Here is a 26,753-nt window from a genome sequence, read left to right on the forward strand (position 1 = left end):
CTTTGTCCTCGGTGATCATAGCGATTATTGTTTGTAAACTTTTGATTTTTTAGCACCTTAAAGTTACAACAATTTTCGCTAATCACCAAATTTTTAGACACTTATATTTCGTCGAACTCACGTTATTTAGAATTATGCCGAGCATACCTATAAAAATCCGCAACACCTAAATTAGGCATTGCGGATTAGTATTTATATCGTTGGGAACTTCGTTAATAATTTCAGGGGACCATTGATATTGGTGAGTTTTCACTCAGCTTTCTTGTCTGGAAGAATCAAATTCAACACTACACCAACAACAGCTGAGAGGCCAATGCCAGAAATGGTAAATGAACCTGACGAGAGCACTGCCCCACCCAATCCCATGGTCAACATGACAGACATGATGATGACATTGCGCGTTTTGTTTAAATCAACCTTATTATGCATCAGATTCTGAACACCAACACTTGCAATCGTTCCAAACAGAAGAAGCATGATGCCGCCCAAAACAGCCTGAGGAATACTCTGAAGCAATGCACTAAGTTTGCCTACAATAGAAAAGCAGATGGCTGTGGCTGCTGCAATCCGGATAACAACCGGACTGGTGACTTTTGTGATAGACATTGCACCAGTCACTTCAGAATAGGTTGTTTCGGGAGGACCACCAAGTACGGCAGATGCCAAACAGGCAACTCCGTCTCCCAGCATTGTCCGATGAAGGCCTGGCTCCTTGACAAAATCCTTGTCAGCAACCGCACTTACAACGTAAACATCTCCAATGTGCTCAAGAACCGGAGCTATTGCCACTGGCAACATATAGATGAAAGGTCCCCAAGAGAAATGACTCAACGTGTCAAACGACACAGGGCAGGATATCCAAGGCGCAGCGATTACTCCAGAGAAATCGACCTCACCCATTGCAATGGCCAACACATAACCAACTACCACACCTGTTATAATAGGAACAAGTTTCATAAGTCCACGGCAAAAGGTCAAAACGAGAATAGCTGTGATAAGCGCAGCAAAAGCCAAGATCCAATTGGTCTTTGCCATATTCACAGCACTTCCTGATAACGACAGACCTATCAGAATAATAGCAGGCCCAATGACAATAGGAGGAAAGATACGGTCAAGAAGACGTTTTCCTTGCCACTTGACAAGAGCACTCATCACAAAATAGACTAATGATACACTGGTTAGTCCCGCTATTGTCCCTGGAAGCCCCCACTGTTTGGAAGCAGCGATAATTGGGGCAATAAAAGCAAATGAACTTCCCAGAAAAATCGGGACTTTCCCTTTGGTAAGAAAATGAAAGAGAAATGTTCCCAGACCTGCGGTAAATAAAGCCGTTGCAGGATCAATGCCAATCAGTAGTGGCACAAGAACAGTTGCACCGAAAGCCACAAAGAGAAATTGTACGCCTACGATGGTTTTCTTAACTGTCGATAGTTGTTCTGTTTCCATAATAGTTATTATTAGTATTGAATGATTTAATCAAGATTGTAGTAATTGGTTTTAAGGTATGATACATTTCAAAAAAAATTGCTTGTCTCACGACAAGCAATTTTCAATTAACCTTAATAATCTAATACCATGAAAAACACGTTGCAAATATAGACGTTTTTTTTTATACCCGCAAGAGTTTTCGTATATTTCTTCAAGTTTTTAACTTTTATTAAACCTTTTACCATTCCACTTCAACATCACAGCTATTTCTTTTTCATTTTTTTGTCCTTCCATAGCAACAGGATTAAGAGCCTGAGAATATATTATCTGCAAATCGGAATTATCTGGAGAAACAAATGAGGCCACATACATCTGTTGAGGAAGAGTGATCAACTGGCTGGATGGAATCGGTTCCCAACTGGCCTTATAAAATGTTACATTACTTTCTGGAGCATCTTTTCCATAAGTAGCTACCAAACAGATGATACTGTCTCCATCTGCCAACAGCAAGCGGACATCATACCGCAAGGTTTCACTTATTTGCAAAGAGAACGCTTTATCGTTAAGCATCAGCAATTCGCTATGTCCATCCAACAGATTATCTACACGAGCTTTCATTTTCGATTCTATGAAATCCACCATGTCAAGTCTGTTGTTTTCTGTCAATTCAGGTGTTAACGATTTCGGCATGCTGAGAAATACATCTTTCATCGTATTTTGTGCCTCAGCTGCGAAAGTCGTCAATATCAATATTCCAAGGATTATTATCTTTCTCATGTTCGGTTCATTTTTATCCCTGTCTTATCCACGTCCGGGACGAAGATCTTTTACACGCACTGCCTTACCTTCACTCTGCGGAAGAGACCCCTTCTTTACCAAACGTACACGAGGCGTAAGAAGTATTTCGTCTTTCAATGCACGCTGAATGTCTTTGGTCATTCTCTGAAGTTCGGGATAGACGTCTGTATTCAATCCATCGAGTTCCACATCAACAGTCATTACATCATTATCGCCTTCTGAATCAAGCGTAATAAGATAATTGCTTCCCAAACCGGGATATTTGACAAGTATCTTTTCCACTTGCATGGGGAACACATTAACTCCCTTAATGATGAACATGTCATCTGTACGACCTTTGATACGGTCAATGCGTCTATGAGTGCGTCCGCACGGGCAATCGCCAGGCAGAATACGAGTCAAATCATGAGTGCGATAACGCAAAATGGGCATCATAGTACGGTCGAGAGTGGTAAGAACCATTTCTCCGATTTCTCCATCAGGAACGGGTTCTAAAGTATCGGGATCTATGATTTCCAAGATGTAGTTATCTTCCCAGAGGTGCATACCGTTTTGTTCCTGACACTCAAAAGCTACACCAGGACCATTCATCTCGGTCATTCCAAAAGAATTATAGGCTTTCACCCCCAACAATCGCTCGATGCGACGTCGTTGCTCATCTGTATGTGGCTCTGCCCCTATAAACAGAGTATGCAACTTTGTGCTTCGTGGATCTATACCTTCTTCATGAAAAACTTCCGCAAGACGAATGGCATAAGACGGAATGGCATGAAGACAAGTAGTGCCAAAATCACGGATGAACATAATCTGACGCTTAGAGTTACCAGCAGCAGCAGGTACCGTAGTGGCTCCAAGTTTTTCTGCACCATACTGGAAACCTAATCCGCCAGTAAACATGCCGTAGCCACTGGAATTTTGGAAGACATCAGTATCTCTGCAACCAACCATATACATACTACGAGCAATCATATTTGCCCATGACTCTATATCATGGCGAGAATATGTCACAACTGTCGGATTTCCTGTTGTACCACTGGAAGAATGGATGCGGATTGCATCTTTCATATTGCCTCCAACAAGTCCGAAAGGATAGTTTTCGCGCAAGTCCTGTTTAGTGGTAAAAGGCAAGCGTCTTACATCATCAATGGTCTTGATAGTATCTGATGTAATACCTCGTTCGCCCAACACCCGTTTGTAAAAGGGGGATTGAAGGCATATATCAATAGTTCGACGGAGTTTTTCTACCTGAAGTGCTTCTAATTGCTGACGGGGCATGGTCTCAAGCTCCGGTTGCCAGTATTCTACGTTTTTCATTTTTGCTCTGTATTTATGTTTTATAGTTTTAATGTTTTATCATAATCAAATGGAAGATCGCGACCTATACTTGTTACTATAAGACCAGCTCCATTTTTATCTATTATCTCTCTGATGATATGAGCCATTTCATAGGAATTCGTGTCATCAAGGTGAGAAATGGGTTCGTCAGCTACGAGAAAATCAAAAGGCTGTACAAGAGAGCGCAGCAAGGCTACCCTTTGCTGTTGACCTTGTGAAAGTTGACCTGCCTTCACATCAAGTTTGTCAGAAAGTCCAAGCCGCGAAAACCAGTCTTTGACTTCAACCGCCGACGCTGAAGAAGTCAGGCGATTCTTTATCATTACGTTTTCATACGCAGTAAGTTCCGCGAAAAGGCGCATTTCCTGAAAGAGCATAGCGATATGACGTTGGCGAACTTCTACCCATTGCCTAATAGCATAAGATTTAATATCCGTCTTGTCGAAAAGAATCTGTCCTGTATAATCATTTCTATAACCCTGAAGATAACTACAGAACGTACTTTTACCACAGCCACTATCTGCTGCGACAAGGTATTTCTTGCCACGTTCAAAGGTTACCTGTGACTTCCACACTTCTGAATGCAAATCTGTAACCTCTGCAAACACCTGTGGAGTCACTTGATTAAAAGAAATGCTATGCATGTCTAATCTGTTTTATAAGGTTTACTCAACTGAGTCATCATTACAGCAGACAACCCTGCTGTTTCCGTACGCAGACGACTCTTTCCCAAATGTACGGATTTGTATCCCAGACTGATAGCCTGTCGCACCTCTTCTATAGAGAAATCACCTTCAGGACCAACAAGTATGGTAACAGGTGTGTCTGCAGGCAGATGTTTCAATTCGTCAAAAAGATAAGTACGTTCGACTTCTTCATAGCAATGAGCAATAAACTTGTCACCAGGTCGTTCTGCAGCGACAAACTGGCTGAAAGATTGCATTTCATCAAGATTCGTTTTCCATGCCTTTCGGCTCTGTTTCATGGCCGAAATCACGATTTTTTCCATTCGTGGAAGTTTGATTTGCCGACGTTCCGAAAAGCGACAATCCAAAAATGAAATATCATCGACTCCCACTTCCACAGCTTTTTCCAACAACCATTCCATACGGTCAAGCATCTTTGTCGGTGCAATAGCCAAATGAATACGTCCACTCCAAGGACGCTGTTGTGGTAATGTCTCAAGGATGCGGTATAAGCAATGATGATTGGACGCAACAGAGACCTCCGCCTTATAGAAAGTTCCCTCTCCATCCATTAACATCATCTCATCGCCTGGTTGCAAACGCAACACCCGAACAGCATGTTGTGCTTCTTCGGATGGTAAGGCGTCGCACTCACCAGCCTTTGGAACATAGAAATATCGAACTTCTTTCATTCTTTTACATTTCGAATTTACAGATTCTTAGGTTTGAACAGAATGGCGAAAAGGATTCCCACCACAAGTGCATAACCCGCAAATATCAACCAACAAGTGCGCCAATCACCCATCAGATAACCATCTGGAGTGAACGCACAATAATGATTGATGATCTTACCTGCCAATAACGTACCAATGGTGGCACCAAGGCCATTCGTCATCAGCATAAACAGTCCTTGTGCAGAGGCGCGCACCTTGATGTCGCACTTCTGATCGACAAAAAGTCCGCCAGACACATTGAAGAAATCGAAAGCCACACCATATACAATACACGACAACACAAACAGGATAACTCCAGGGAAAGCAGGATTTCCCAATCCAAAGAATCCAAAGCGTAAAACCCATGCAAACATGGCAATGAGCATGACAATCTTGATACCATAACGTTTAAGGACAAACGGTATCAACAGGATGCAAAGTGCTTCGGCCACCTGGGATATTGACACCAACAGCGTTGCGTTGTTGGCAGCAAACGTATTTATCATGGCAGGATCACCTTTGAATGATGTGATAAATGGAGTTGCATAACCATTGGTAACCTGCAAAGACATGCCCAACATGGCGGAGAAAATGAAGAAAAGTGCCATCTGCTTGCTCTTGAATAACCGGAAAGCGTCAAGTCCCCATGCTTCTGAAAGCGATTGTTTTTCCTTCTTCACTAATTTGCACTCTGGGAATGTGAAACAATACAAGAAAAGTACCAAACTCATCAGGCCAGAAACCAAGAACTGGAAATGAGTATATTGGAACTTATTGTTGTTGTCACCCAAGACAAAGAGCAAGGATCCATTATCCCATGCAGCACAGTTCACAAGCCACATCATAACAATGAAACCAACTGTTCCAAACACGCGAATGGGTGGGAAATCTTTTACCGTATCAAGGCCATTGTTCTTCAATATTGTAAATGCCACCGTATTGGACAATGCCAAGGTAGGCATATAGAAAGCAACACTAAAGGTATAAACAGCCATAAACAGGGATTCATCTGGCTGACCAGCGGTCTGTCCCATCCAGAACAAACCACACATCGAAACTCCTGCAAGAAGATGACACAAACCCAACAGACGTTGAGGCTGGATATATTTGTCAGCCACAATACCTATAAGTGTAGGCATAAAGATTGAGACAACACCTTGAATGGCATAGAACCATGAGATTTCTGCTCCCATACCCGCTTTACCAAGATAATTGCCCATAGATGTGAGGTATGCTCCCCAAACGGCAAACTCGATAAAGTTCATCAGTGCCAAACGTACTTTGATGTTCATATTGTTCTGTTTTATGTTATTGGTTTGTTATCATCCCAAAGGGTTGGTCTGCCCTGTGCGTCATTTCTTACTTCCAGACGTTTGGGCACCCATTCCGTGTATGGGTATTCTTTGTTTAACGGGAATACTTCGCGTATGATTCCGTTTTGTATCATTACGACCTGCCGTGTCAGCAGACAATGGTCTGGCATCTTTAATTCTAAGCATGCTATCCTTCTTGGTTTCATCTTTAATAGGTTCTACAGATAATGGTTTGTCGTTTTGTTCTTCTTTTCTCTGATGGAATCGAATCAGTTGCAAGTCGTTAATAAACATCATACGACGTACATTGCGATCTTGATGGTCTGAAGCAAGATAAACAAAGCCTGTCATTTCCTTCAATCGATAGTCACGATTGACAGGAACACGAATTTGTGAAAGTCCAGACATCGTGATATGATAAACGGTCTGTACGATACTGTCGCCTTCATATGTAGATAAGAGGCACACTACAGCATCACGAGAGCCCGCCTCGTAGATGTAATCGGAGTTAAACTGGAACATGAAACTGTCACCTTTATGATAACTGGAATCTGCTTTCAGGGAGAAGTCAAAACGATTGGCTGTGGGCAATGGCATTAACATCACTTCCGAAGGACCGCGCCAAACATTGGCAGTATCACCTGTTGTACCATAAGTAGAAAGTCCGAAAGAGCCACTTGTCACACCAAGGGCAGAAGCTTCGTTATTGAGACGTTCACTAACATTCTGGTATATTTTCTTCAGTCTCTCAGCATGAGAGTAATAGTACACCAATGAAGAGTCAAATTCAGCTTCGGTAACCTGATATTTACGTAAAACAGCTTGAAAATAGCCATTCTCATCATACGGTAGGCTGTTCTTTTGTCCTTCACGCCCCATAGCTTGAGCAACATGGTAATCATAAAGGATGTCTTCCATGTCGCTGGGTTGAATATAGTCAGTCGGTACTGTGGGTTTGCAGGAGAACGTAACTGACAGAAGCAGAATTATGACTATTATATGTTTCATATTCACGTTTTTTAGAGCGCATACCTCGTTGCGCCAATTTTCATTTGCTTCTTCTAAATTCAATCTCACCAATTTCTTTCCTATAGAAAAGCAACAACAGAACAGCACCTACTGAAATAGCCGCATCCGCAAAGTTAAAGACAGGGCTGAAGAAAACAAATGGATTTCCACCTACTCTTGGTATCCACTCAGGCCAGGTAGTAACGATAAGTGGGAAATAGAACATGTCAACCACCTTACCCATCAGAAACGGAGCATAGCCTGTTCCAAAGGGCACGAAGTATGAGACATAATAATTGGACGATGCGTTGAATATCAGACCATAGAACATCGAATCAAAAATATTTCCTGCCGCACCTGCCATTACCATGGACAAACAGGCAATATATCCCCAACGTGCATTCTTCTTAACCTGTCGAACAATATACCAGCCGAGTATGGCAACGGCAATGATACGAAAGATTGAAAGTATCAGTTTACTGCCAATCTCCATTCCATAAGCCATACCATTGTTTTCAATGAACACGATTTTAAACCACGAGAAGATTTCTATCTGCTCGTGGAGTGCCATATTCGTTTTGACCAATATCTTGATAATTTGGTCAATCAAGAGGATGGCGGTCACTATAAGTGCTGCCATCCATCCGCGTTTCATCTTAAAATTCGTTGCCATTTACCTATTTTTTGCCAGCCATTTTCGACTCAACACTTAAGGTGGCATGAGGAACGGCACGCAGGCGTTCTTTTGGTATGAGTTTTCCGGTAATCCGGTCTATACCATAAGTTTTGTTCTCAATACGAACCAATGCTGCCTTCAGTCCTTGAATGAACTTCTGCTGACGAGCTGCAAGCGAGATAATTTCTTCTTTCGACTGGGCAGCACTTCCTTCTTCAAGAGCCTTATATGTTGGTGATGTATCATCAACATCATTAGAGTCTTGATTCATCAGAACTCGCATCATCTGATCGTAATCACGTTTGGCCAATGCCAACTTTTCGTTGATAATCTGACGGAACTCTTCCAGTTCTTCATCTGTGTATCTGGTCTTTTCTGTTGCCATAATACTTAAATTTAGGATTTGTTATAATCAGGATTTTGTTACTTGTATATTCAGTTTGAAATCATCAAATTCCACTTCTATGCCATCATTGGGGCTGATAGTAATATCATCGGCGAGAACCTGTGTCTTGATATAATCACCAAATCCCTTAACAGCCTGCTCAATTTCTGCATTTGGTGCAAGAACGATGTGAATACGGTCTGTGATTTCCAAACCGCTATCCTTACGGATATTCTGCACACGGTTGATAATTTCACGAGCCATACCCTCTTGCTTGAGCTCATCGGTGAGTTCGACCTCAAGGGCAACGGTCAATGAACCCTCGTTAGCAACAAGCCATCCGGGAATATCTTCACTAATGATTTCTACGTCTGCCAGTTCGACATCAAGATTCTGTCCGTCAACCTGTATGGCAATAGTACCTTTATTCTCCAAATCAGCAATCTGCTCCTGAGAGAGTCCACTCATCTGTGCTGCAACACCTTTCATGAGTTTACCATACTTCTTACCCATTGTACGGAAATTGCATTTCACTTTCTTGACAAGGATACCTGCACCTTCAACAAAGTTAAGCTCCTTGACATTAACTTCATTAAGTATAAGATCTTTGACAGCCTCTATGTGACGCTTTTGTTCTGCAGTGGCAGGAATCATGATGCTCTGTAGCGGTTGACGTACCTTGATATTGACCTTACGACGCAAGGCAAGAACCATAGACGTAATCTGTTGTGCCATTTCCATTCTTGCTTCAAGGTCAGCGTCTATCAATGCTTCATCTGCAGTAGGATAAGCATCAAGGTGTACGCTGTCTTTCTCTCCACCAAGGTCACGATACAACTGATCAGAATAGAACGGTGCAAATGGAGCCAACAAGCGGCTTACAGTCATCAGACAGGTATAAAGAGTCTCGTAGGCTGAACGTTTGTCGTCACTCATTTCCTTACCCCAGAAACGTTTACGATTAAGACGTACGTACCAGTTGGAAAGGTCGTTGTTTACAAATGCATCTATTAGACGACCTGCACGTGTTGGATCATAGTTTTCGAGTTCTGCAGTTACTTTCTTAATCAATGTATTCAAGCAAGACAGAATCCAACGGTCAATTTCTGGACGTTTTGCAAAGTCTATCTGCTGCTGGCCTGGTTCAAAACCATCTACGTTTGCATACAAAGCAAAGAAGCTGTATGTATTGTAAAGTGTTCCAAAGAACTTGCGACGCACTTCATCCACTCCCTCTGGGTCAAACTTCAAGTTGTCCCAAGGTTCTGAATTGGTCATCATGTAAAGACGTACGGCATCTGTACCATATTTCTCTATCATATCGAAAGGATTCACCACATTGCCGACGTGTTTCGACATTTTGTTTCCTTTTGCGTCCAACACAAGACCTGATGATATTACATTCTTGAAAGCTACCGAATCGAAAATCATCGTAGCGATTGCATGCAGTGTGAAGAACCAACCACGTGTCTGATCGACTCCCTCGTTGATAAAGTCAGCGGGGAAAGCTTTCTTCTTATCAATAGCATCTTGATTTTCAAATGGATAGTGAATCTGTGCATAAGGCATAGAACCAGAATCGAACCAAACGTCGATCAAGTCTGCTTCACGCTTCATTGGCTTACCAGATTGGCTAACCAGAATAATATAATCAACGTAAGGACGGTGCAAGTCTATTTTGTCGTAGTTTTCCTGCGACATATTTCCTGGCACAAAGCCTTGGTCTTTCAATGGATTTGACTTCATGAAGCCTGCAGCCACTGATTTTTCTATTTCATTGTAGAGTTCTTCTACACTTCCGATACAGATTTCTTCTCCTTCTTCTGAACGCCAAATAGGCAAAGGAGTACCCCAGAAGCGTGAACGTGACAGGTTCCAGTCATTGAGGTTGTCAAGCCAGTTGCCAAAACGTCCACTTCCTGTTGATTCAGGTTGCCAGTTGATGGTTTTGTTAAGTTCGCTCATTCTCTCCTTGCAAGCCGAGCTACGGATAAACCAAGAATCGAGTGGATAATAAAGTACTGGTTTGTCGGTACGCCAACAATGTGGATAGCTATGGACATGTTTCTCAATTTTGAAAACCTTGCCAGCAGCTTTTAGGTCCATACAAATACTGATGTCGAGCGTTTCGTCTTTATCGGTAAGTGTGTCATCGTAGGCATTTTTGACATAACGACCACTATATTTACCCCACTCTTCCAGATTAACATACTTGCTAACAAAATCAGCATCGAGATCTTCAACCAAATAGTATTTACCTTCGAGATCGACTACAGGACGCTCTGCGCCTTTCTTATCGATCAAGACAATGGCAGGAACACCAGCTTTTTTGGCAACAAAAGCATCATCAGCACCAAAGTTTGGTGCAATATGTACGATACCTGTACCATCCTCAGTGGTCACATAATCACCAAGGATAACACGGAATGCGCCTTCACCGATTGGCGAAATCATGGGCAGCAACTGCTCATAATGAATATTCTCGAGATCGGTTCCTTTATAATGTTCTACAACACGCCAAGGAATAATTTTGTCACCAGCCTTATACGCTTCAAAATCAGCATTTTTACCTTCTTGCTTAAAGTATGCGTTCAAGCGTGCTTCTGCCATTACGACAGTAACGGGAGCTGCTGTATAGGGATTAAAGGTTTCAACAGCCACATAATCTATTTTAGGACCTACGCAGAGTGCTGAGTTAGCCGCAAGAGTCCAAGGCGTAGTTGTCCAAGCAAGGAAATAAAGCTCGCCCCATCCTTTTTGTTTGAGTGCATCAACGACAGCATTTCCTTCTGCCTCTTTGATTTTGAACATTCCTGTACAAGTAGTATCCTTTACATCACGATAGCAACCAGGTTGGTTCAACTCATGTGACGAGAGTCCCGTTCCTGCTGCTGGCGAATAAGGCTGTATAGTGTATCCCTTATAGAGAAGGTTCTTCTGGTAGAATTGCTTAAGAAGCCACCACAGGGTTTCAATATACTTATTGTCGTAAGTGATATAGGGATGGTCAAGATCCACAAAGTAACCCATACGTTCAGTAAGATCACGCCATTCTGCGGTGTACATCATCACATTTTCACGGCATTTACGGTTGTAATCTTCTGTAGAAATATAGCGTTCGCTCTCTTTATTATCAATATCTGCCTTAGTAATTCCGAGTTCTTTCTCCACTCCAAGCTCCACAGGCAGTCCATGAGTATCCCACCCTGCTTTACGATGTACTTGATAGCCCTGCATGGTCTTGTATCTATTGAAAGTATCTTTTATAGAACGGGCAAGTACGTGATGGATTCCAGGATGTCCGTTTGCTGAGGGAGGTCCCTCAAAGAATACGAATTGCGGGCATCCCTCTCGTTCGTCAATAGAGCGTAAGAAAACGTTCTTATCTTTCCACATCTGCAGGATATCATTGTTAACCTGCGTCAAGTTCAAACCGCCGTGTTCGGCGAATCTCTTTGCCATAGTTTTATTTTGTTTTTTTTGTTTCCTTTATTAAATAATGTGCAAAGGTAACTTTTTTTTCTGAAATATCCAAAATTATACGCTGTATTACAACAATTTCGCCAATCTGTCACGTAATTGTTGCGCCTCACTTTTACGGATAGCCATACGGATGACACAGGTATTATCATATGTTTGTGAAATAATACGTGGATTCATATCTTTGACTATACGCATTACATCGTTCATTTGTGGATAGGTAAAGGTATAGCTGACTTCTTCTTCCACCTGTCGCAACTCCATCTTCGCATGCGCCAAAGCATCTGCTGCTGCTTCACGGTAAGCCACAATAAGTCCTGAAGTTCCGAGATTGACACCGCCATAATATCTAACGACAACAATAAGGATATCTGTCAGTTCGTTTGAATTGATTTGTCCCAAGATAGGTTTTCCTGCTGTACTACTTGGTTCGCCATCATCATTTGCACGAAAATCAACACGTTCGGCACCAAGCATATACGCATAACAAACATGGCGAGCATCGTAGTACTTTTTTCGATACCCTGCCAAGATAAGTTTTATTTCATCATGATTTTCCACATGATGAGCGAAAGCGAGGAACTTGCTCCGTTTTTCGGTGTAGTATCCCTCGCTTGTCGCTGATATTGTTTTAAATTCGTCTGTCATCTAACGTTTTTCAAGGACGTCCCAAAAGACGCCATTATTAACCGTATGTTTATGACAGTTTATGGATTACAAGTCCTGAGCGCAATTTTGGTTCAAACCAAGTTGCCTTTGGCGGCATAATTTTTCCACTATCGGCAATATCCATGATTTGCTGCATTGTTACAGGATAAAGTGCTAAAGCTGCACGCATTTCTCCACTGTCAACACGGCGTTTGAGCTCACCAAGTCCACGAAGGCCCCCCACAAAGTCAATACGCTTAGAAGAACGGAGGTCACCAATGTTGAGAATCTCGTCGAGAATCAAACGACTGGAGATATCCACATCAAGCACCCCGATTGGGTCAGTATTGTCGTAAGTACCCTCTTTTGCTGTCAAAGCAAACCAGTGTCCGTCAAGATAGAGTGAGAATTCATGCAAACGTTGCGGTTTGTAGATTTCTTCTCCTTTGTCTTCAACGATGAAATTAACCTGTAAGGCAGCAAGAAACTCTTCCGAAGTCAATCCATTGAGATCTTTAACAACTCGGTTGTAATCAAGGATGGTGAGTTGGCTGGCTTGGAAACAAACAGCCATAAAATAATTATACTCTTCAGTTCCTTTGTGGTTAGGATTCTGCTTTTGCTTCTCAGCTCCCACAAGTGCAGCAGCCGCAGAGCGGTGGTGACCGTCAGCAATATAAAGGCTGGGCATCTTGGCAAATTCCTCGGTGATGGTCTGAATATCAGCCTCATCAGCAATTACCCAGAACTGATGTCGGAATCCGTCTATCGGAGCTATGAAATCATATTCAGGCTCTGTTGCTGCGTAGCGTGCAATAAGTTTATCGAGCACATCATTGTCTGGATATGCAAAGAACACCGGTTCAATATTAGCATCGTTGACACGTACATGCTTCATACGATCCTCTTCCTTATCTCGACGGGTCAGTTCATGTTTCTTGATATTGCCATTTATGTAGTCATCTACATAAGCACCAACGACAAGACCATATTGAGTTTTGCCGTTCATAGTCTGAGCATAGATATAATAGTGTTCATCGGCATCTTGCACAAGCCATCCCTTATCTTGGAACTTCTTGAAGTTTTCTGCAGCCTTTTCATAAACACGCGGATCATACTCTGAAGTACCTACAGGAAAATCAATTTCCGGTTTGATAATATGGTAAAGACTCTTCTCATTGTCTCCTGCTTCAGCACGTGCTTCTTCAGAATCGAGAACATCGTACGGACGACTCTCCACTTGTTCTACAAGTTCTTTGGGAGGGCGTACACCCTTGAACGGTTTGATTGTTGCCATAGTTGTTTTTGTTTTTGAGTAATACTTGATGCAAAAGTACACAAAAGATACGAGAATGCAAAATGTTTCGCATCATTTCTCTTGTTTATCCGAGCTTTATATCAGGAGTTTCTATTTTGTTGCTATTTTTTCGTATTGCATACTGTACACCAAACATTATTTACCAGTTTACAAAAAAGAAAAAGAAATAACCTAAAACAAAAAAAAAGAGCCGCCAGAAGCCTCAAAAGCCTCACGCCAGATTGCCCTTATTCTTGAGTTAGCTATGTCCGATAAAAGACAAAAAAGAACCATCGTGACATACGGTCGAAACCACATATCACGATGGTAATATCAGTTTAGAAAAATTATTTGTTTACCTGGAATTTTGTGCAACCATCCTTAAAGAATGCATTGATTTGCTTTGCAGCAGCAATACCAGCATTGATATTAGCCTCAGCAGTCTGTGCACCCATTTTTTTCGGAGTAGAGAAGTAACGACCTTCAAATTTACGGAATTCCGCATCAGCTTCAGGCATAATGTCTGTTACATATTTCAGGTCTTCTCTTTCTGCCATGAGTTTCAAGAGTTCGGGTTCGTTGATAACTTCCTTACGAGCTGTATTTACGAGCACGCCACCCTTCTTCAGTTTGTTTACCAATGCATAATTAATGCTCTGCTTGGTTTCCGGAGTAGCAGGAATGTGCAACGAAACAACATCGCAAGTTTCAAAGAGAGCATCCTGATTGGCTACTGCATGCACGCCAGCCTGTTCAATGACTTCTGCTGGGCAGAAAGCATCATAGGCATAAACATCCATTCCAAATCCTTTGGCGATACGGGCTACGTTACGACCAACGTTACCAAAAGCCAGTATACCGAGTTTCTTACCAAACAGTTCCGAACCGCTCTTACCGTTGTAGAAACCACGAACAGCCATTACCAACATGCCAAATACAAGTTCAGCAACTGCATTTGAGTTTTGGCCTGGTGTATTCTCAGCCACTACCTGATGAGCTGTGGCAGCTGCAAGGTCAATATTATCATAACCAGCTCCTGCACGAACCACAATTTTCAATTGTTTTGCCGCATCAAGCACCTCTGCATCAACCTTATCAGAACGGATAATCATTGCATCGGCATCTTTCACTGCATCAAGCAATTGCGCTTTTTCTGTATATTTCTCCAGCAACACGAGTTCGTTGCCGGCAGCCTCTACTTCGGCCTTGATACCATTGACAGCAGCTGCTGCAAATGGTTTTTCTGTTGCTACTAATACTTTCATTGTTGTCAGAATTAATGTTTAGCTTCAAATTCTTTCATACAAGCTACAAGAGCCTCGCAACCTTCAATGGTCTGAGCATTGTAGCATGATGCACGGAAACCTCCTACAGAACGGTGTCCCTTCACACCTACCATACCCTTAGATACAGCGAAGTCAAGGAATTCTTTCTCCAGTTCTTTGTACTCGTCGTTCATTACGAAACAGATATTCATCAGCGAGCGATCCTCTGTTGCTGCAGTTCCACGGAACAACTTGTTGCGGTCGATTTCTCCGTAAACGATTTCTGCGCGCTTCTGAGCCAGCTTATCCATTGTCTCTACGCCGCCGTTTTTCTTAATCCAACGGAGAGTTTCAAGAGCAGAATAGATGGGGACCACAGGAGGAGTGTTAAACATAGACCCCTTTTCTACGTGTGTACGATAGTCAAGCATGGTAGGAATCTCACGAGGAGCTTTACCCAATTTCTCGTCTTTCACGATTACAATTGTTACACCAGCCATAGCCAGATTTTTCTGTGCTCCAGCGTAGATTGCATCATACTTCTTAACGTCAATAGGACGGCTGAAAATATCAGAAGACATGTCTGCAATTAAAGGTACATTTACATCCAGATCCTTACGCATCTCAGTACCATAGATGGTATTGTTGGTTGTAATATGGAGATAATCAACATCAGCGGGCACAGTCCAATCCTTTGGAATGAAAGTATAGTTGGCATCTGCTGAAGAAGCCACCTCTACTACTTCGCCAAACAATTTTGCTTCCTTCATGGCTTTCTTTGCCCAAACACCTGTGTTCAAATAAGCAGCCTTCTTAATAAGGAAGTTGTATGGAATCATACAAAACTCCAGCGAAGCACCACCGCCGAGGAAAATCACAGAATAGCCCTCTGGAACTTGCAGCAGCTCCTTGACAAGAGCCACAGCTTCATCCACTACAGGCTGGAAATCTTTGGCACGATGGCTGATCTCCATCAGAGAGAGACCTGAACCATTGAAGTCTAAACACTGTTGAGCGGTCTTTTCAATCACCTCACGTGGGAGCATTGAGGGACCGGCGTTAAAGTTGTACTTCTTCATTTTGATTGTGAATTTGAGTTAGTATTTATTTTATTATTCTGTCACTGTTTTGTTAGACGGCGCGAAGTTACACTTTTAATTTGAATTGGACAAATTTTTGCACAAAAATCAAGCATTTTTGGCTATTTTCTTACATTTTGCCATTCAGAAGTAGCAAATTTCTATCTTACAGGCTCTATTACCGTCTTAATTCCTTTAATTTTTTCGCCTTGGGTCTGACGCAGAACCTGATTCATTTTTGCCCGACTAACCGCCACATATGTATAACGGTCATTCACATCGATCTTGCCGATTTCAGCAGCTTCAAGTCCTCCCTTCTTGCAGAGGAATCCGACAATATCCCCACGGCTCACCTTATCTTTTTTTCCTTTACCTATATATATAGTAGCCATCCGAGGCACAGGCACGTTTTTTTTCTCGTTGCTCGGGACATACGACTCTACGTTTCCTTTCACATAGTCTGGAATATGTTCTTCAGGTCCAGTAATAAAGAATGCTTTGCCTTTCGCATCCCAACGGGCAGTACGCCCCACCCGATGAACATAACCTTCTTCGCTCTCTGGCATGTGATAATGAACGATATTGGCAATATCAGGAATATCAAGTCCACGCGAGGCAAGATCCGTACTTACCAACACATTAGCCGAACCGTTAGAGAATCGGTAGAGTGCAGCCTCACGCTCCTTTTGTTCCAACCCGCCATGGAAACAACTTGTAACAAATCCGTTGTTTTTCAAGAATCCATCCACACGTTCTACACTATCACGGTAATTAAGGAATACGATGGTACTACTATCTCCAAATCCCAGCAACAATTGCCGCAACGTTTCCAACTTATCTTTGACAGGACTCTTGACTTCGTAAAGTGTTACACGGTCCGAGGTTTGTTCCTGATTATCGAGGAAAGAGAGTGTATGGGCTTTCGCCAATGAAACAAAAGCAGGGATTTCTTCGGTATCTGTTGCAGACAATAAAATGCGGCGACGCAAACCTGGTAAAGATTGAATAAGCCGTTGCATTTCATCCTGAAATCCCATCTGCAAGCATTTGTCAAACTCATCTATAATGAGCCAACGCACACCATAGCGAGAGATATTTTCCTTACCAAGATGATCGTTCAGGCGTCCAGGTGTTCCAAATACCACTTGTGGCTTAACATCCTTCAGCATCCGGTGTTCTTCCATGGCAGTACGTCCCCCATAACAACTGGCAGAACGGATTCCACATCTCATACTTCGAAGCACCTGGTCAGACTGCAGGGCCAATTCTCGGCCAGGCACCACGACCAAGGCCTGCACGTCTTCCGATGAGCTATCGATCATCTGAACCAAAGGCAGAAGATATGCTAATGTCTTACCCGAACCTGTGGGCGAGAGCACTACCACATCATTTTTCTCGTGAAGGATAACTTCCCCCACCTGCTTTTGCATTTCGTTAGCCTCTTCGATATGCAATTCCCGGAATATCTTCTGAATGTCCATCTTGAACATAAATCAAAACAGGCGTGCCACAACAAGACACGCCCATTTTAATAAGTTTATTATTTCTTATCTTCTTTCTTGTCAGCCTTTTTAAACGTTGACTTATAATGCTTATTCAAACCGTTTATCACGTCTTGCGTAATATCATAACGTTTTGCTGCGTACAGGATATTGTCACCCTGCTTGGTCAGAATAATATCGTATTTCTTATCCTTGTTGTAAGCGGCAAGGAAATGCTGCAAACTGTCACGAAGACCGTCATTATAGGTTTGGGTCTCGTTGGCCAGTTCGTTTTCCAGGCGAGCCTGCAACTGTTGCAAGTCATTCTGTTGACGCTGAATGGCCAACTGCTGGCTTTCTGCCTGTTCTCGGCTTGCAAATCCATTATTGTTAAGTTTCTGCTGGAAATTGTTCATTGCATTCTGCAACTGCTGTCCCTTTTGATTAAGGGTATTGCGTGCGTTATTGCTTTTTTTCTGAAGCACAAGAGTGAAATCCTTGCAGAAATCATACTGTGTCATCAGAGAATCAACCTCAACGTAGGCGATTTTAATTCCTGACTCACTACCATTAGCTTCATTTGCAGGCTGCTCATCCATCTTTGGTGCAGCGTTATTACAAGAAGCGAGTGCAACAATGGCAGCAAAGGCCATTGTGCTGAAAACGTACTTTTTCATTGTTTTTTTCTATTTTTATTTTATTATTTTTCTATTCGCTCAGAAACTGCAAACCGACTTTTCCGACGCATTTCGCGATCTTGATCCATGACACAATGGATTCCCCGATCTTTCATGGCCTTACTGTCGTGAATATGTTGCGACTCAAAGCGACCATTTTTCCGAAATATCAACTTCACACATAAAAAAGTGACGCTGATAGCAATTATTAACGCTGTCGATAGCAATATTTCAATCATTTTTCTTACTTTTGTCGCTGCAAAGTTAAACAAATAATTCTGAAATCCACAATAATAAACATTAATAATGAATAAAAGTGAGTTAAAACCTGCTGTTGTCTTCGAACAATTCGCGAAGATCAACGAAATTCCACGTCCATCAAAACGTGAAGAGAAAATGATTGAGTACTTGACTAACTGGGGTAAAAGCCATAGTCTGGACACTCATGTCGATGAAGTCGGCAACGTCATTATCCGCAAGGGAGCCACTCCAGGCTATGAAAACCGCAAGACGGTCGTACTGCAAAGCCACATGGACATGGTTTGCGATAAACTTGTCGATGTAGAGTTTGATTTCGACAAAGACCCCATCAAGACCTATATTGATGGCGAATGGCTTACTGCTGAGGGCACCACTCTTGGTGCCGACGACGGTATTGGTTGCGCCATTGAACTCGCCATTTTGGAGAGCAATGATATTGAGCATGGTCCAGTGGAGTGTGTCTTTACCCGTGATGAAGAGACTGGTCTGAGCGGCGCTATGGGTATGAAGTCCGGATTCATGACAGGCGATTATCTCATCAATCTTGACTCAGAAGATGAGGGCGAGATTTTTGTATCATGCGCAGGTGGTCGCAACACCACAGTAAAATTCACCTTCAAGCGTGAAGCAGCTCCTGAGGGCAGCTTTTTCCTCCGCGCCCAAGTCAAGGGTTTGGTAGGCGGTCACTCTGGCGACGACATCAACAAGAAGCGTGCAAACGCTATTAAACTGTTGGGACGTTTTCTCTTTGCCGAGATGATGAAATACGAAGGCATCCGTTTGGCCCAGTTCAACTCCGGCAAACTTCACAATGCCATTCCCCGCGACGGTTCTTTTGTCATTGCCGTCCCCAATGCTTTGAAGGAGAACATCCGCGCAGACTGGAATATTTTTGCCAGCGATGTAGAAGACGAATTCCACGTGACCGACCCATCTATGGAATGGTTCATGGAATCTGCCGATGCCGAACCTGTTATTGAGGAGCAGGTTGCTCGCAATTTCATCTATGCCGTACAAGCCGTTGACAATGGTATTTTAGCCATCTGCCAAGACGAGGCTTTGGGCGGTATGGTTGAAACCTCCAGCAACTTTGCCAGCGTTGCAACATCTGAAAACGAAATCAACATCGTCACCTCTCAACGTTCAAATGTAATGTCCAATCTCGACAACATGTGCAACACCGTAAGTGCAGCCTTCATGCTGGCAGGAGCCGAAGTACATACCGGTGACGGTTATCCTGCTTGGAAGATGCGTTCAGACAGCGACCTTCAGAAAATCGTCGTTGCATCGTATGAGAAGCTCTTCGGCAAGGCACCTGTTGTACGCGGCATTCATGCAGGTTTGGAGTGTGGTCTTTTCTCTGAGCGTTATCCCAACCTCGACATGGTGAGCTTCGGTCCCACCCTGCGTTTTGTCCACACCCCCGACGAGCGTCTGTACATTCCTACCGTACAGATGGTATGGGATCATCTGCTTGATATACTGAAAAACATTCCTGCCAAATGATCAAGTCATTATCCATTACAATAGTCTCACTCGTGCTGTTACTCACATCTTGTGGGCAACAGCACGAGGCTGAGGCCTTGGTGGAGGACTTCATGGATAAGAACATGAAAGATGAGGTCAGCATCAATGCCCGTCGCTTCACAGACATTGACTCTACATTTCTACTTACCAACGACGTCATCCAGAAGATGCGCAACAAGGCGGCAGATGGAGGTCAACGCTACAAGAAGGGCATAAAATATGCGGATGGCAATCCCACCCGCAAATTATTCATCACCCGTGTGAAATATTATGTTGACACATTGGAATGTTCCGACACTTATTATCTCAACGCCGACCTGACACACATTGTGGCATTCAAAGAAAACTGAACCTTGTTTTCCAGGATGCTGTTTCGGTCAAATGCGTTCCACTTGCTTCACACCTTTCACGGTGCGAAGCTTTTTTATTAGTGTTTCCAACCGTGTCGTGTCGTCCAGCATGACCACCAGACTTCCACTAAAGAGACCATCGTATGAGTCGATATTGATACCTCTCAACACCAGTTTCTCGTCACGCGAGATGATGTTGGTGAGATTGTTCACAATACCAATATCATCGTTTCCTATCACCCGAAGTGTAATGGTGTACTGCGAGGCCCCCTTTCCGCTCCATTTAGCTTTCACGATACGATATCCGAAACGTTTGCGCATCTCTGGTGCATTGGGGCAATCCTCCCTGTGAATCTTTATACCTCCTGTGACGGTTACGAAACCAAACACCTTGTCTCCATAAATCGGTTGACAACAGCGTGCAAGCTGATAATCCACTCCTTTGAGATTTCGGTCTATAACAAGCACGTCACTTTGTATGGCATCTTGATGCAGATGAGTATTGTCCAACACGAAGTCGGCAGCAGTCTGTGCCACATTATTTCCTGTTACAGGCTGTTCTCCCTGCTGGATTTCCACATATTTATCTATGACGGAGTTGACATCAAGCAACCCATCAGCAATCTGCTTGTAAAAATCGCTAACCTCTTTGAATCCCAGTTTTTTGATGAGGTGCTGCATGGTAGAGTCTTCCAACTCCAGTTTTCTGTTTTTAAACTTTCTTTCCAGCATCTCCTTGGCAAAGAGTCCCTCTTTCACCTGGGTTTCTTTCAGCGCCAGTCTGATTTTCGATTTGGCCCTTGATGTTTTTACAATATTGAGCCACTCCTGTCTTGGTTTCTGATTCGTCGATGTGATGATTTCCACCTGGTCTCCGCTTCTCAGCTGCTGACGTATGGTCACCACCCTATTATTGATGCGTGCTCCAGTACATGCGTTTCCTATCTTAGAGTGTATGTGATAGGCGAAATCAAGAACTGTTGCCCCTTTCGGGAATTTATAGAGATCACCTTTCGGTGTAAAGACAAAGACTTCATCTTCGTAGAGATCCATTTTAAACTGGTCCATGGCCTCTACTCCGTCACTTGTCTCAAGCATCTTTCTGACATTCGTCAGCCATTCGTCGAGTCCGCTTTCCCCTTTTATTCCTTTGTATCTCCAGTGTGCCGCCACACCACGTTCCGCCACTTCATCCATGCGTTCGGTTCGAATCTGCACCTCCACCCATTTCTTGTCCGGTCCGAGCACGGTGATATGCAGACTTTCGTATCCGTTTGACTTCGGCACGCTCAGCCAGTCACGCAGTCTTTTGGGGTTTGGCTGATACATATCCGTCACTATCGAATAGACCTGCCAACAAAGCATTTTTTCCTTTTCGAGTGGTGAGTCAAGGATGACGCGTATGGCAAAGAGGTCATAAACACCCTCGAAGTCACACTGCTGTTTCTTCATTTTTTGCCAAATAGAATGTATGGATTTTGTGCGTCCTTTAATATGGAAGCTCATCCCCTCCTCTTTCAGTTTATCGCTGATAGGTTTGATGAAGTCAGCAATATACGCATCTCGTTTTTCTTTCGTTTCGTTGAGTTTTTCTCGAATATAATAATACGCATCGTGCTCAAGATATTTGAGCGACAGGTCTTCGAGTTCACTTTTGAGTTTATAGAGACCGAGTTTATGTGCGAGTGGCGCATAGAGATATATGGCCTCTTCGCTGACTTCTCGTTGCAGTTCTTTATCCTGAGCGTCCCGTATTTGCCTCATGAGGTTCACTCTGTCGGCAATCATAATCAGTATGACGCGCATATCTTCCGCAAAGGACAGTAAGAGGTTTCTGAAGTTTTCTGTTTCTATCACAGGATTCTTCAGATAGAGTTCTTTGATACGTTTCAGTCCTCGTAGAATGCGGAACACGGCAGTCCCAAACTCTTTTTCTGTTTCTTCCGGTGTGATGAGTCCACACTCCACACACGGGTTGAGCAACACAGCGAGTACCGCATCGCGTTTCAGTCCTATTTCCTCTACTATCAGTTTAGCGGTCTGAAAGGCCAGCATTACGGGATTCAATCCAAACACGTCACGTTGCAGTTCCTTCGACTCTATCAGCCATGTGATTTTTTGCCGCATTTTCTCTTCATCACCCTCTTTGAGCGATGTAGCTATTTCTTTGCGCAACAAATTGTAGAGCGTCATTGACGTATCTTTCTCTTGTGTTGTGAAATCGATTTTGTCTCCCATAAGGCTAATCCTTTCTATTTGTTAACGTTATCCTTTTAGGCCTGACAACATTCTATGTTCGTGTTGTGGCCTGTTTTTAATCGTCTCGCTGTTTCTTTTTCTTCAGTTTCAAAGCAGGAATCTTGATGGTCTGCCCCTCTTTGAGTTCAGCACTTGCATTCATTTTGTTGAACACCTCAATATAGCACACCATATCGTCGCTTCCGAGTTCACGCCGTGCTATGCGTTTTAAGTTATCTCCAGCGCGTACCTTGACTTCTCTGTCCAGTCCGGTTATTTTGTATGCTCCTGTACGCACACGGGCGTCCATCTCCGCATATTTGTCGTGCAGATTCTGACTTGTTTTCTCTTGAGGCTGTTCTTCTGAAGCTGCCTTATCTTCGTGCATTGCCTCGGTCTTAACGGCAACCGAGTCGGCTTTCAGACTATCGTTTACCAATGTGTCTGTCACAACAGGATTAACCTTGACCGCAGAAACTGTATCAGCCATTGCTGTCTGACTTGGAATTTGTCCGACACCATATAAGTAGCCGCCTACTGCCGATGCTGCCATCAGCACCAAGACCAAGAATGCCCAACCAATATTGCGATGCCAATGCGATTCTTCTTCATCTTCTTCGTAGCATGTCTGCACAGCTGATGTATTTTCTTCCGATTCCTCATCGGCAGAAGATACTGTAGGTTCGGGAACCTCTCGGGTTGGCTCGGGAGCAACTACGGGAGTTGGTTCAGGAGCAACTTCGGCAACTGGCTCGGGAGCAACTACTGGAGCTGGTTCAGGAGTAGGTTCGGCAACTGGCTCTGGAGCAGGTTCAGGAGCAGGTTCAGGCGTTTCCCCTTCACTTACAACATCAACCAAGGATTCCGATTGTTCAGAGTTATTTGTTTCGTCGGTAGTTTCTTCACTCTTCATGTCGGTAAACTCAACATCATCGTTAAGCACAACGGTTTCAAATTGCGAGAAAGGTTTGTTGACCAGTTCCTTCATCACCGCATCGGGTGTGAATGTAATTTTTGCATGACTGTCTATCAACACACGTTCACCGGTTCTGACATTGATACTCTCTCTTGCTTCTACGCGTATCATTTTGAATGTGCCGAGTCCCTTCACCTTGACAATTCCCTCTTCGTTGAGTCTGTCGTGAATCAGATCGAACATAGCCGTAGTAAACATCATGGCCTCTTTAGGTTCCAATCCGTTTTTTTCGACCAACACCTTGGCAATATTGTTGAGTGTGAGTTTATTCATAGTCTGTCTCCTTTCAGTTTTTCTTTCCAGGTTTGTGTAGGCTTGAATGTCAGCACCAGTTTAGGTGGTACAAGCATACGTACTCCCGATGCAGGATTGACCATGATGCGCTCCATTTTTTTTTTCGTTTCAAAGAGTCCGAAATTGGGCACCACCACGCTGTTGTCATCCACGAAGGCGTCGCTCATGGCAGTAACGATATTACTCACGAGTTTCTGGGTGATCCTCTGGTCGTAACCAGTGCGCTGTGACAGCATGCTGATAAATTCCTTATTGTTCATAGTCGTGTTGTTGCATATAAGTCAAATTCCTCTGCGTCGGTAATCCGAACATCATAGAACTCCCCGATTGTCAATTCTGTTTCGCTAACTGGTATCAGGACCTCCGGGTCAACCTCTGGTGAGCAGAATTCGCTTCTTGCAATATACCATTCCCCTTCTGTTCTGTCGATGATGACGCGCATGATTTTACCCACCTTTTCCGCCTCCACCTCTGCGCTAATATTCTGTTGAATGCGCATCAGTCTATCGAGTCGGTTCTGCTTCACGTCGTCTGGCACATCGTCTTTATAGTGTTTAGCCGAGTATGTTCCGTCTTCTTCGGAGTATGCAAAAGCCCCCATTCTTTCGAATCGTGCCCATTTGGTAAACTCGATGAGTTCCTGGAAGTCCTCATCTGTTTCCCCAGGGAATCCCACCATGAGTGTTGTTCTGATGTGTATTCCCGGCACTTCCTCTCTCATTTTTCTGATGAGTTCATAGGTTTGCTCCTTGCTGACGTGTCTATGCATTCTGTCGAGCATATTGTCGCTGATGTGTTGCAAAGCAATATCGAGGTAGTTGCAGACATTCTTTTTCTCTCGCATCACTTTCAGCAGTTCCCACGGGAAGTGTGCTGGATAGGCATAATGCAGTCTGATCCACTCCACGCCTTCTATGTCAGCCATTTTCTCCACGAGTTCGGCAATATGCTGCTTTCCGTCAATATCCACCCCATAGTAGGTCAACTCCTGTGCAATAACCTGAAACTCCTTCACGCCTTGTTTTACGAGATATTTCACCTCGTCGAGTATTTCCTCAATAGGTCTGCTTTTGTGTCGTCCCGTGATAATGGGAATGGCGCAGTATGCACAGTTTCTATCACATCCCTCAGCTATTTTCAGATACGCATAGTGTTTGGGAGTAGTAAGATGTCTGTGTGCCCCATCCGGCATTGACTCTTCCAGGTCAGCCAACAGTTGTTTGTAGTTGAATTTTCCATACCATCCATCCACTTCCGGTATTTCCGCCTCAAGGTCAGCCAGATATCGTTCCGAAAGACATCCCATGACAAAGAGTTTTTCGAGTCGTCCTTCCGTTTTAGCCTGTGCCATTTCGAGTATTGCGTCAATGCTTTCCTGCTTAGCATCTTCAATGAATCCACAGGTATTGATGACCACAATATCTCCTTGAGGTTGCTCACTATCGTGAGTCACCTCGTAGCCTTTGGCTTCGAAGAGTCCTATGAGGTTCTCGCTGTCAACAAGATTTTTCGAGCACCCCATGGTGATGAAATCTATGGTTTTCTTCTTTTTATTCATGCTTAAAGAGTGAATCTACAAACTGGGTTTTATTAAACAGTTGGAGGTCGGTCATACCTTCTCCGAGTCCGATATATTTCACGGGCACTTTGAGTTGGTCGCTGATACCTATTACCACTCCTCCTTTTGCTGTTCCGTCGAGTTTGGTAATGGCGAGTGACGAGATTTGAGTGACTGCCGAGAACTGCTTAGCCTGTTCGAAGGCATTTTGTCCTGTAGAACCGTCGAGCACCAGCATCACCTCGTCAGGTGCTTCAGGCATCACTTTCTTCATCACGTCTTTGATTTTCTTGAGCTCATTCATGAGACCCACTTTATTGTGTAGTCTTCCTGCGGTGTCTATCAGTACCACGTCTGCGCCATTGGCTTTAGCCGAACTGATGGTGTCGAACGCCACACTGGCAGGATCACTTCCCATCTGTTGTTTGACAACGGGCACTCCCACCCTTTCTCCCCAGATGCAGAGTTGTTCTACGGCAGCAGCACGGAAGGTATCCGCAGCTCCCAGATACACTTTCTTGCCCGCCTGTTTGAATTGCCATGCGAGTTTTCCGATGGTAGTGGTTTTTCCCACTCCATTGACTCCCACCACGAGGATGACATAGGGTTTGTGGTCTGTTGGCAGATCCCACGAGTCGTTGTCGTCTGTATTGTTTTCAGCGAGAAGTGCAGCAATTTCTTCACGGAGTATTCCATTGAGTTCACTTGTGCTGACATATTTATCCCGAGCGACTCTTTCTTCGATTCGCTCAATGATTTTGAGTGTAGTATCCACTCCCACGTCGCTTGTGATAAGCACCTCTTCAAGGTCGTCCAACACATCGTCATCGACTTTTGATTTTCCAGCTACTGCACGTGCCAGTTTGTCGAACACGCTTGTTTTCGTTTTCTGCAGACCTTTGTCCAGTGTTTCTTTTTTGTCTTTATTAAAGAATCCAAATATTCCCATGATTTTTAATTTTTCTTTTTGCAAAGGTAGTGCAAACCGAGCGAAATACAAAGAAAAACACATTTTTTCTTTTATTTCCGAGGTGCAGCCTACCTAAGAGCGCAGCTCAAAGGTACGATTAAGCGAGCAGAATACAAAAAGAAAAAGCAATTTTCTTTTTGTATTATCGAGCGAGAGTACCTAAGACCGCAGGTCAAAGGTAGTGCAAACCGAGCGAAATACAAAGAAAAACACATTTTTTCTTTTATTTCCGAGGTGCAGCCTACCTAAGACCGCAGGTCAAAGGTAGTGCAAACCGAGCGAAATACAAAGAAAAATACATTTTTTCTTT

At 43.5% G+C, this 26,753-nt stretch carries 23 protein-coding genes; 2 read left to right on the forward strand and 21 right to left on the reverse strand.

All coding sequences use genetic code 11. From position 1 onward, the window contains the following. Window positions 1-249: 249 nt before the first annotated feature. From CIK93_RS10100 to CIK93_RS10175, 16 genes are all read right to left on the reverse strand, one after another. A complete protein-coding gene (locus CIK93_RS10100; RefSeq protein ID WP_094389914.1) occupies window positions 250-1,446 on the reverse strand; it encodes a uracil-xanthine permease family protein in 1,197 nt (398 codons plus the stop codon). Window positions 1,447-1,647: 201 nt separating this feature from the next. Continuing rightward, complete coding sequence (locus CIK93_RS10105) at window positions 1,648-2,205, reverse strand: DUF3256 family protein (protein ID WP_094389913.1); 558 nt, start codon at window positions 2,203-2,205, stop codon at window positions 1,648-1,650. A gap of 24 nt (window positions 2,206-2,229) precedes the next feature. Further along, window positions 2,230-3,540 carry a phenylacetate--CoA ligase family protein gene (locus tag CIK93_RS10110; protein ID WP_094436180.1) on the reverse strand — a complete coding sequence of 437 codons (1,311 nt, stop codon included), beginning with the start codon at window positions 3,538-3,540 and terminating at the stop codon, window positions 2,230-2,232. 20 nt (window positions 3,541-3,560) lie between these two features. After that, complete coding sequence (locus CIK93_RS10115; protein ID WP_094447291.1) at window positions 3,561-4,205, reverse strand: ATP-binding cassette domain-containing protein; 645 nt, start codon at window positions 4,203-4,205, stop codon at window positions 3,561-3,563. A 2-nt stretch (window positions 4,206-4,207) separates the two neighbouring features. Continuing rightward, complete coding sequence (locus CIK93_RS10120) at window positions 4,208-4,939, reverse strand: 16S rRNA (uracil(1498)-N(3))-methyltransferase (protein ID WP_094447292.1); 732 nt, start codon at window positions 4,937-4,939, stop codon at window positions 4,208-4,210. A 17-nt stretch (window positions 4,940-4,956) separates the two neighbouring features. Further along, window positions 4,957-6,252: an MFS transporter gene (locus CIK93_RS10125; RefSeq protein ID WP_094447293.1), complete on the reverse strand. Its 1,296-nt coding sequence runs from the start codon at window positions 6,250-6,252 to the stop codon at window positions 4,957-4,959. Between the two features lie 60 nt (window positions 6,253-6,312). Then, entirely contained in the window at window positions 6,313-7,281 is a 969-nt protein-coding gene (locus CIK93_RS10130; RefSeq protein WP_094447294.1) for a DUF4296 domain-containing protein, read from the reverse strand. Window positions 7,282-7,321: 40 nt separating this feature from the next. Further along, window positions 7,322-7,954 carry a lipoprotein signal peptidase gene (locus CIK93_RS10135; protein ID WP_254046782.1) on the reverse strand — a complete coding sequence of 211 codons (633 nt, stop codon included), beginning with the start codon at window positions 7,952-7,954 and terminating at the stop codon, window positions 7,322-7,324. A gap of 4 nt (window positions 7,955-7,958) precedes the next feature. Next, complete coding sequence (locus CIK93_RS10140) at window positions 7,959-8,342, reverse strand: molecular chaperone DnaK (RefSeq protein ID WP_094389907.1); 384 nt, start codon at window positions 8,340-8,342, stop codon at window positions 7,959-7,961. Window positions 8,343-8,369: 27 nt separating this feature from the next. Then, window positions 8,370-11,804 (reverse strand): isoleucine--tRNA ligase, encoded by a 3,435-nt coding sequence (gene ileS / locus CIK93_RS10145; RefSeq protein WP_094389906.1) that lies wholly within the window; start codon window positions 11,802-11,804, stop codon window positions 8,370-8,372. A gap of 87 nt (window positions 11,805-11,891) precedes the next feature. Further along, window positions 11,892-12,470: a YigZ family protein gene (locus CIK93_RS10150; protein ID WP_094447295.1), complete on the reverse strand. Its 579-nt coding sequence runs from the start codon at window positions 12,468-12,470 to the stop codon at window positions 11,892-11,894. Between the two features lie 49 nt (window positions 12,471-12,519). Continuing rightward, a complete protein-coding gene (locus CIK93_RS10155; RefSeq protein WP_094389904.1) occupies window positions 12,520-13,767 on the reverse strand; it encodes a DUF1015 domain-containing protein in 1,248 nt (415 codons plus the stop codon). Between the two features lie 347 nt (window positions 13,768-14,114). Next, window positions 14,115-15,032: an NAD(P)-dependent oxidoreductase gene (locus tag CIK93_RS10160; RefSeq protein ID WP_094389903.1), complete on the reverse strand. Its 918-nt coding sequence runs from the start codon at window positions 15,030-15,032 to the stop codon at window positions 14,115-14,117. An 11-nt stretch (window positions 15,033-15,043) separates the two neighbouring features. Continuing rightward, window positions 15,044-16,111 (reverse strand): 3-phosphoserine/phosphohydroxythreonine transaminase, encoded by a 1,068-nt coding sequence (gene serC / locus CIK93_RS10165; RefSeq protein ID WP_094389902.1) that lies wholly within the window; start codon window positions 16,109-16,111, stop codon window positions 15,044-15,046. 161 nt (window positions 16,112-16,272) lie between these two features. Beyond that, window positions 16,273-17,592 carry a DEAD/DEAH box helicase gene (locus CIK93_RS10170; RefSeq protein WP_094447303.1) on the reverse strand — a complete coding sequence of 440 codons (1,320 nt, stop codon included), beginning with the start codon at window positions 17,590-17,592 and terminating at the stop codon, window positions 16,273-16,275. A gap of 59 nt (window positions 17,593-17,651) precedes the next feature. After that, window positions 17,652-18,269 (reverse strand): OmpH family outer membrane protein, encoded by a 618-nt coding sequence (locus CIK93_RS10175; RefSeq protein WP_094389901.1) that lies wholly within the window; start codon window positions 18,267-18,269, stop codon window positions 17,652-17,654. Window positions 18,270-18,575: 306 nt separating this feature from the next. Here CIK93_RS10175 and CIK93_RS10185 point away from each other — a divergent pair, with 306 nt between their 5' ends. Both CIK93_RS10185 and CIK93_RS10190 read left to right on the forward strand, forming a co-directional pair. After that, the gene (locus tag CIK93_RS10185) at window positions 18,576-20,036 is read left to right on the forward strand and encodes an aminoacyl-histidine dipeptidase (RefSeq protein ID WP_094447296.1); all 1,461 of its coding nucleotides are present in this window, start codon (window positions 18,576-18,578) and stop codon (window positions 20,034-20,036) included. Next, entirely contained in the window at window positions 20,033-20,407 is a 375-nt protein-coding gene (locus tag CIK93_RS10190; protein ID WP_094436166.1) for a hypothetical protein, read from the forward strand. The genes CIK93_RS10185 and CIK93_RS10190 overlap by 4 nt, the downstream gene beginning before the upstream one ends. Before the next feature lie 27 nt (window positions 20,408-20,434). On the opposite strand, the gene CIK93_RS10195 is transcribed toward CIK93_RS10190, so the two are convergent. The 5 genes from CIK93_RS10195 to ftsY form a co-directional block, all read right to left on the reverse strand. After that, a complete protein-coding gene (locus CIK93_RS10195) occupies window positions 20,435-22,645 on the reverse strand; it encodes a bifunctional (p)ppGpp synthetase/guanosine-3',5'-bis(diphosphate) 3'-pyrophosphohydrolase (protein WP_094447297.1) in 2,211 nt (736 codons plus the stop codon). A gap of 76 nt (window positions 22,646-22,721) precedes the next feature. Further along, the gene (locus CIK93_RS10200) at window positions 22,722-23,894 is read right to left on the reverse strand and encodes an HU family DNA-binding protein (RefSeq protein WP_094447298.1); all 1,173 of its coding nucleotides are present in this window, start codon (window positions 23,892-23,894) and stop codon (window positions 22,722-22,724) included. Then, window positions 23,891-24,175: an HU family DNA-binding protein gene (locus tag CIK93_RS10205; RefSeq protein WP_094389895.1), complete on the reverse strand. Its 285-nt coding sequence runs from the start codon at window positions 24,173-24,175 to the stop codon at window positions 23,891-23,893. The genes CIK93_RS10200 and CIK93_RS10205 overlap by 4 nt, the downstream gene beginning before the upstream one ends. Beyond that, window positions 24,172-25,473, reverse strand: coding sequence for a 30S ribosomal protein S12 methylthiotransferase RimO (rimO, locus tag CIK93_RS10210; RefSeq protein WP_094436160.1), 1,302 nt, complete (start codon window positions 25,471-25,473; stop codon window positions 24,172-24,174). The genes CIK93_RS10205 and rimO overlap by 4 nt, the downstream gene beginning before the upstream one ends. After that, window positions 25,466-26,422: a signal recognition particle-docking protein FtsY gene (ftsY, locus tag CIK93_RS10215; protein ID WP_094389893.1), complete on the reverse strand. Its 957-nt coding sequence runs from the start codon at window positions 26,420-26,422 to the stop codon at window positions 25,466-25,468. Before ftsY ends, rimO begins: the two co-directional genes overlap by 8 nt. Window positions 26,423-26,753: the final 331 nt, after the last annotated feature.

Source organism: Prevotella sp. P3-92, assembly GCF_002251205.1.
Taxonomy (GTDB): Bacteria; Bacteroidota; Bacteroidia; order Bacteroidales; family Bacteroidaceae; genus Prevotella.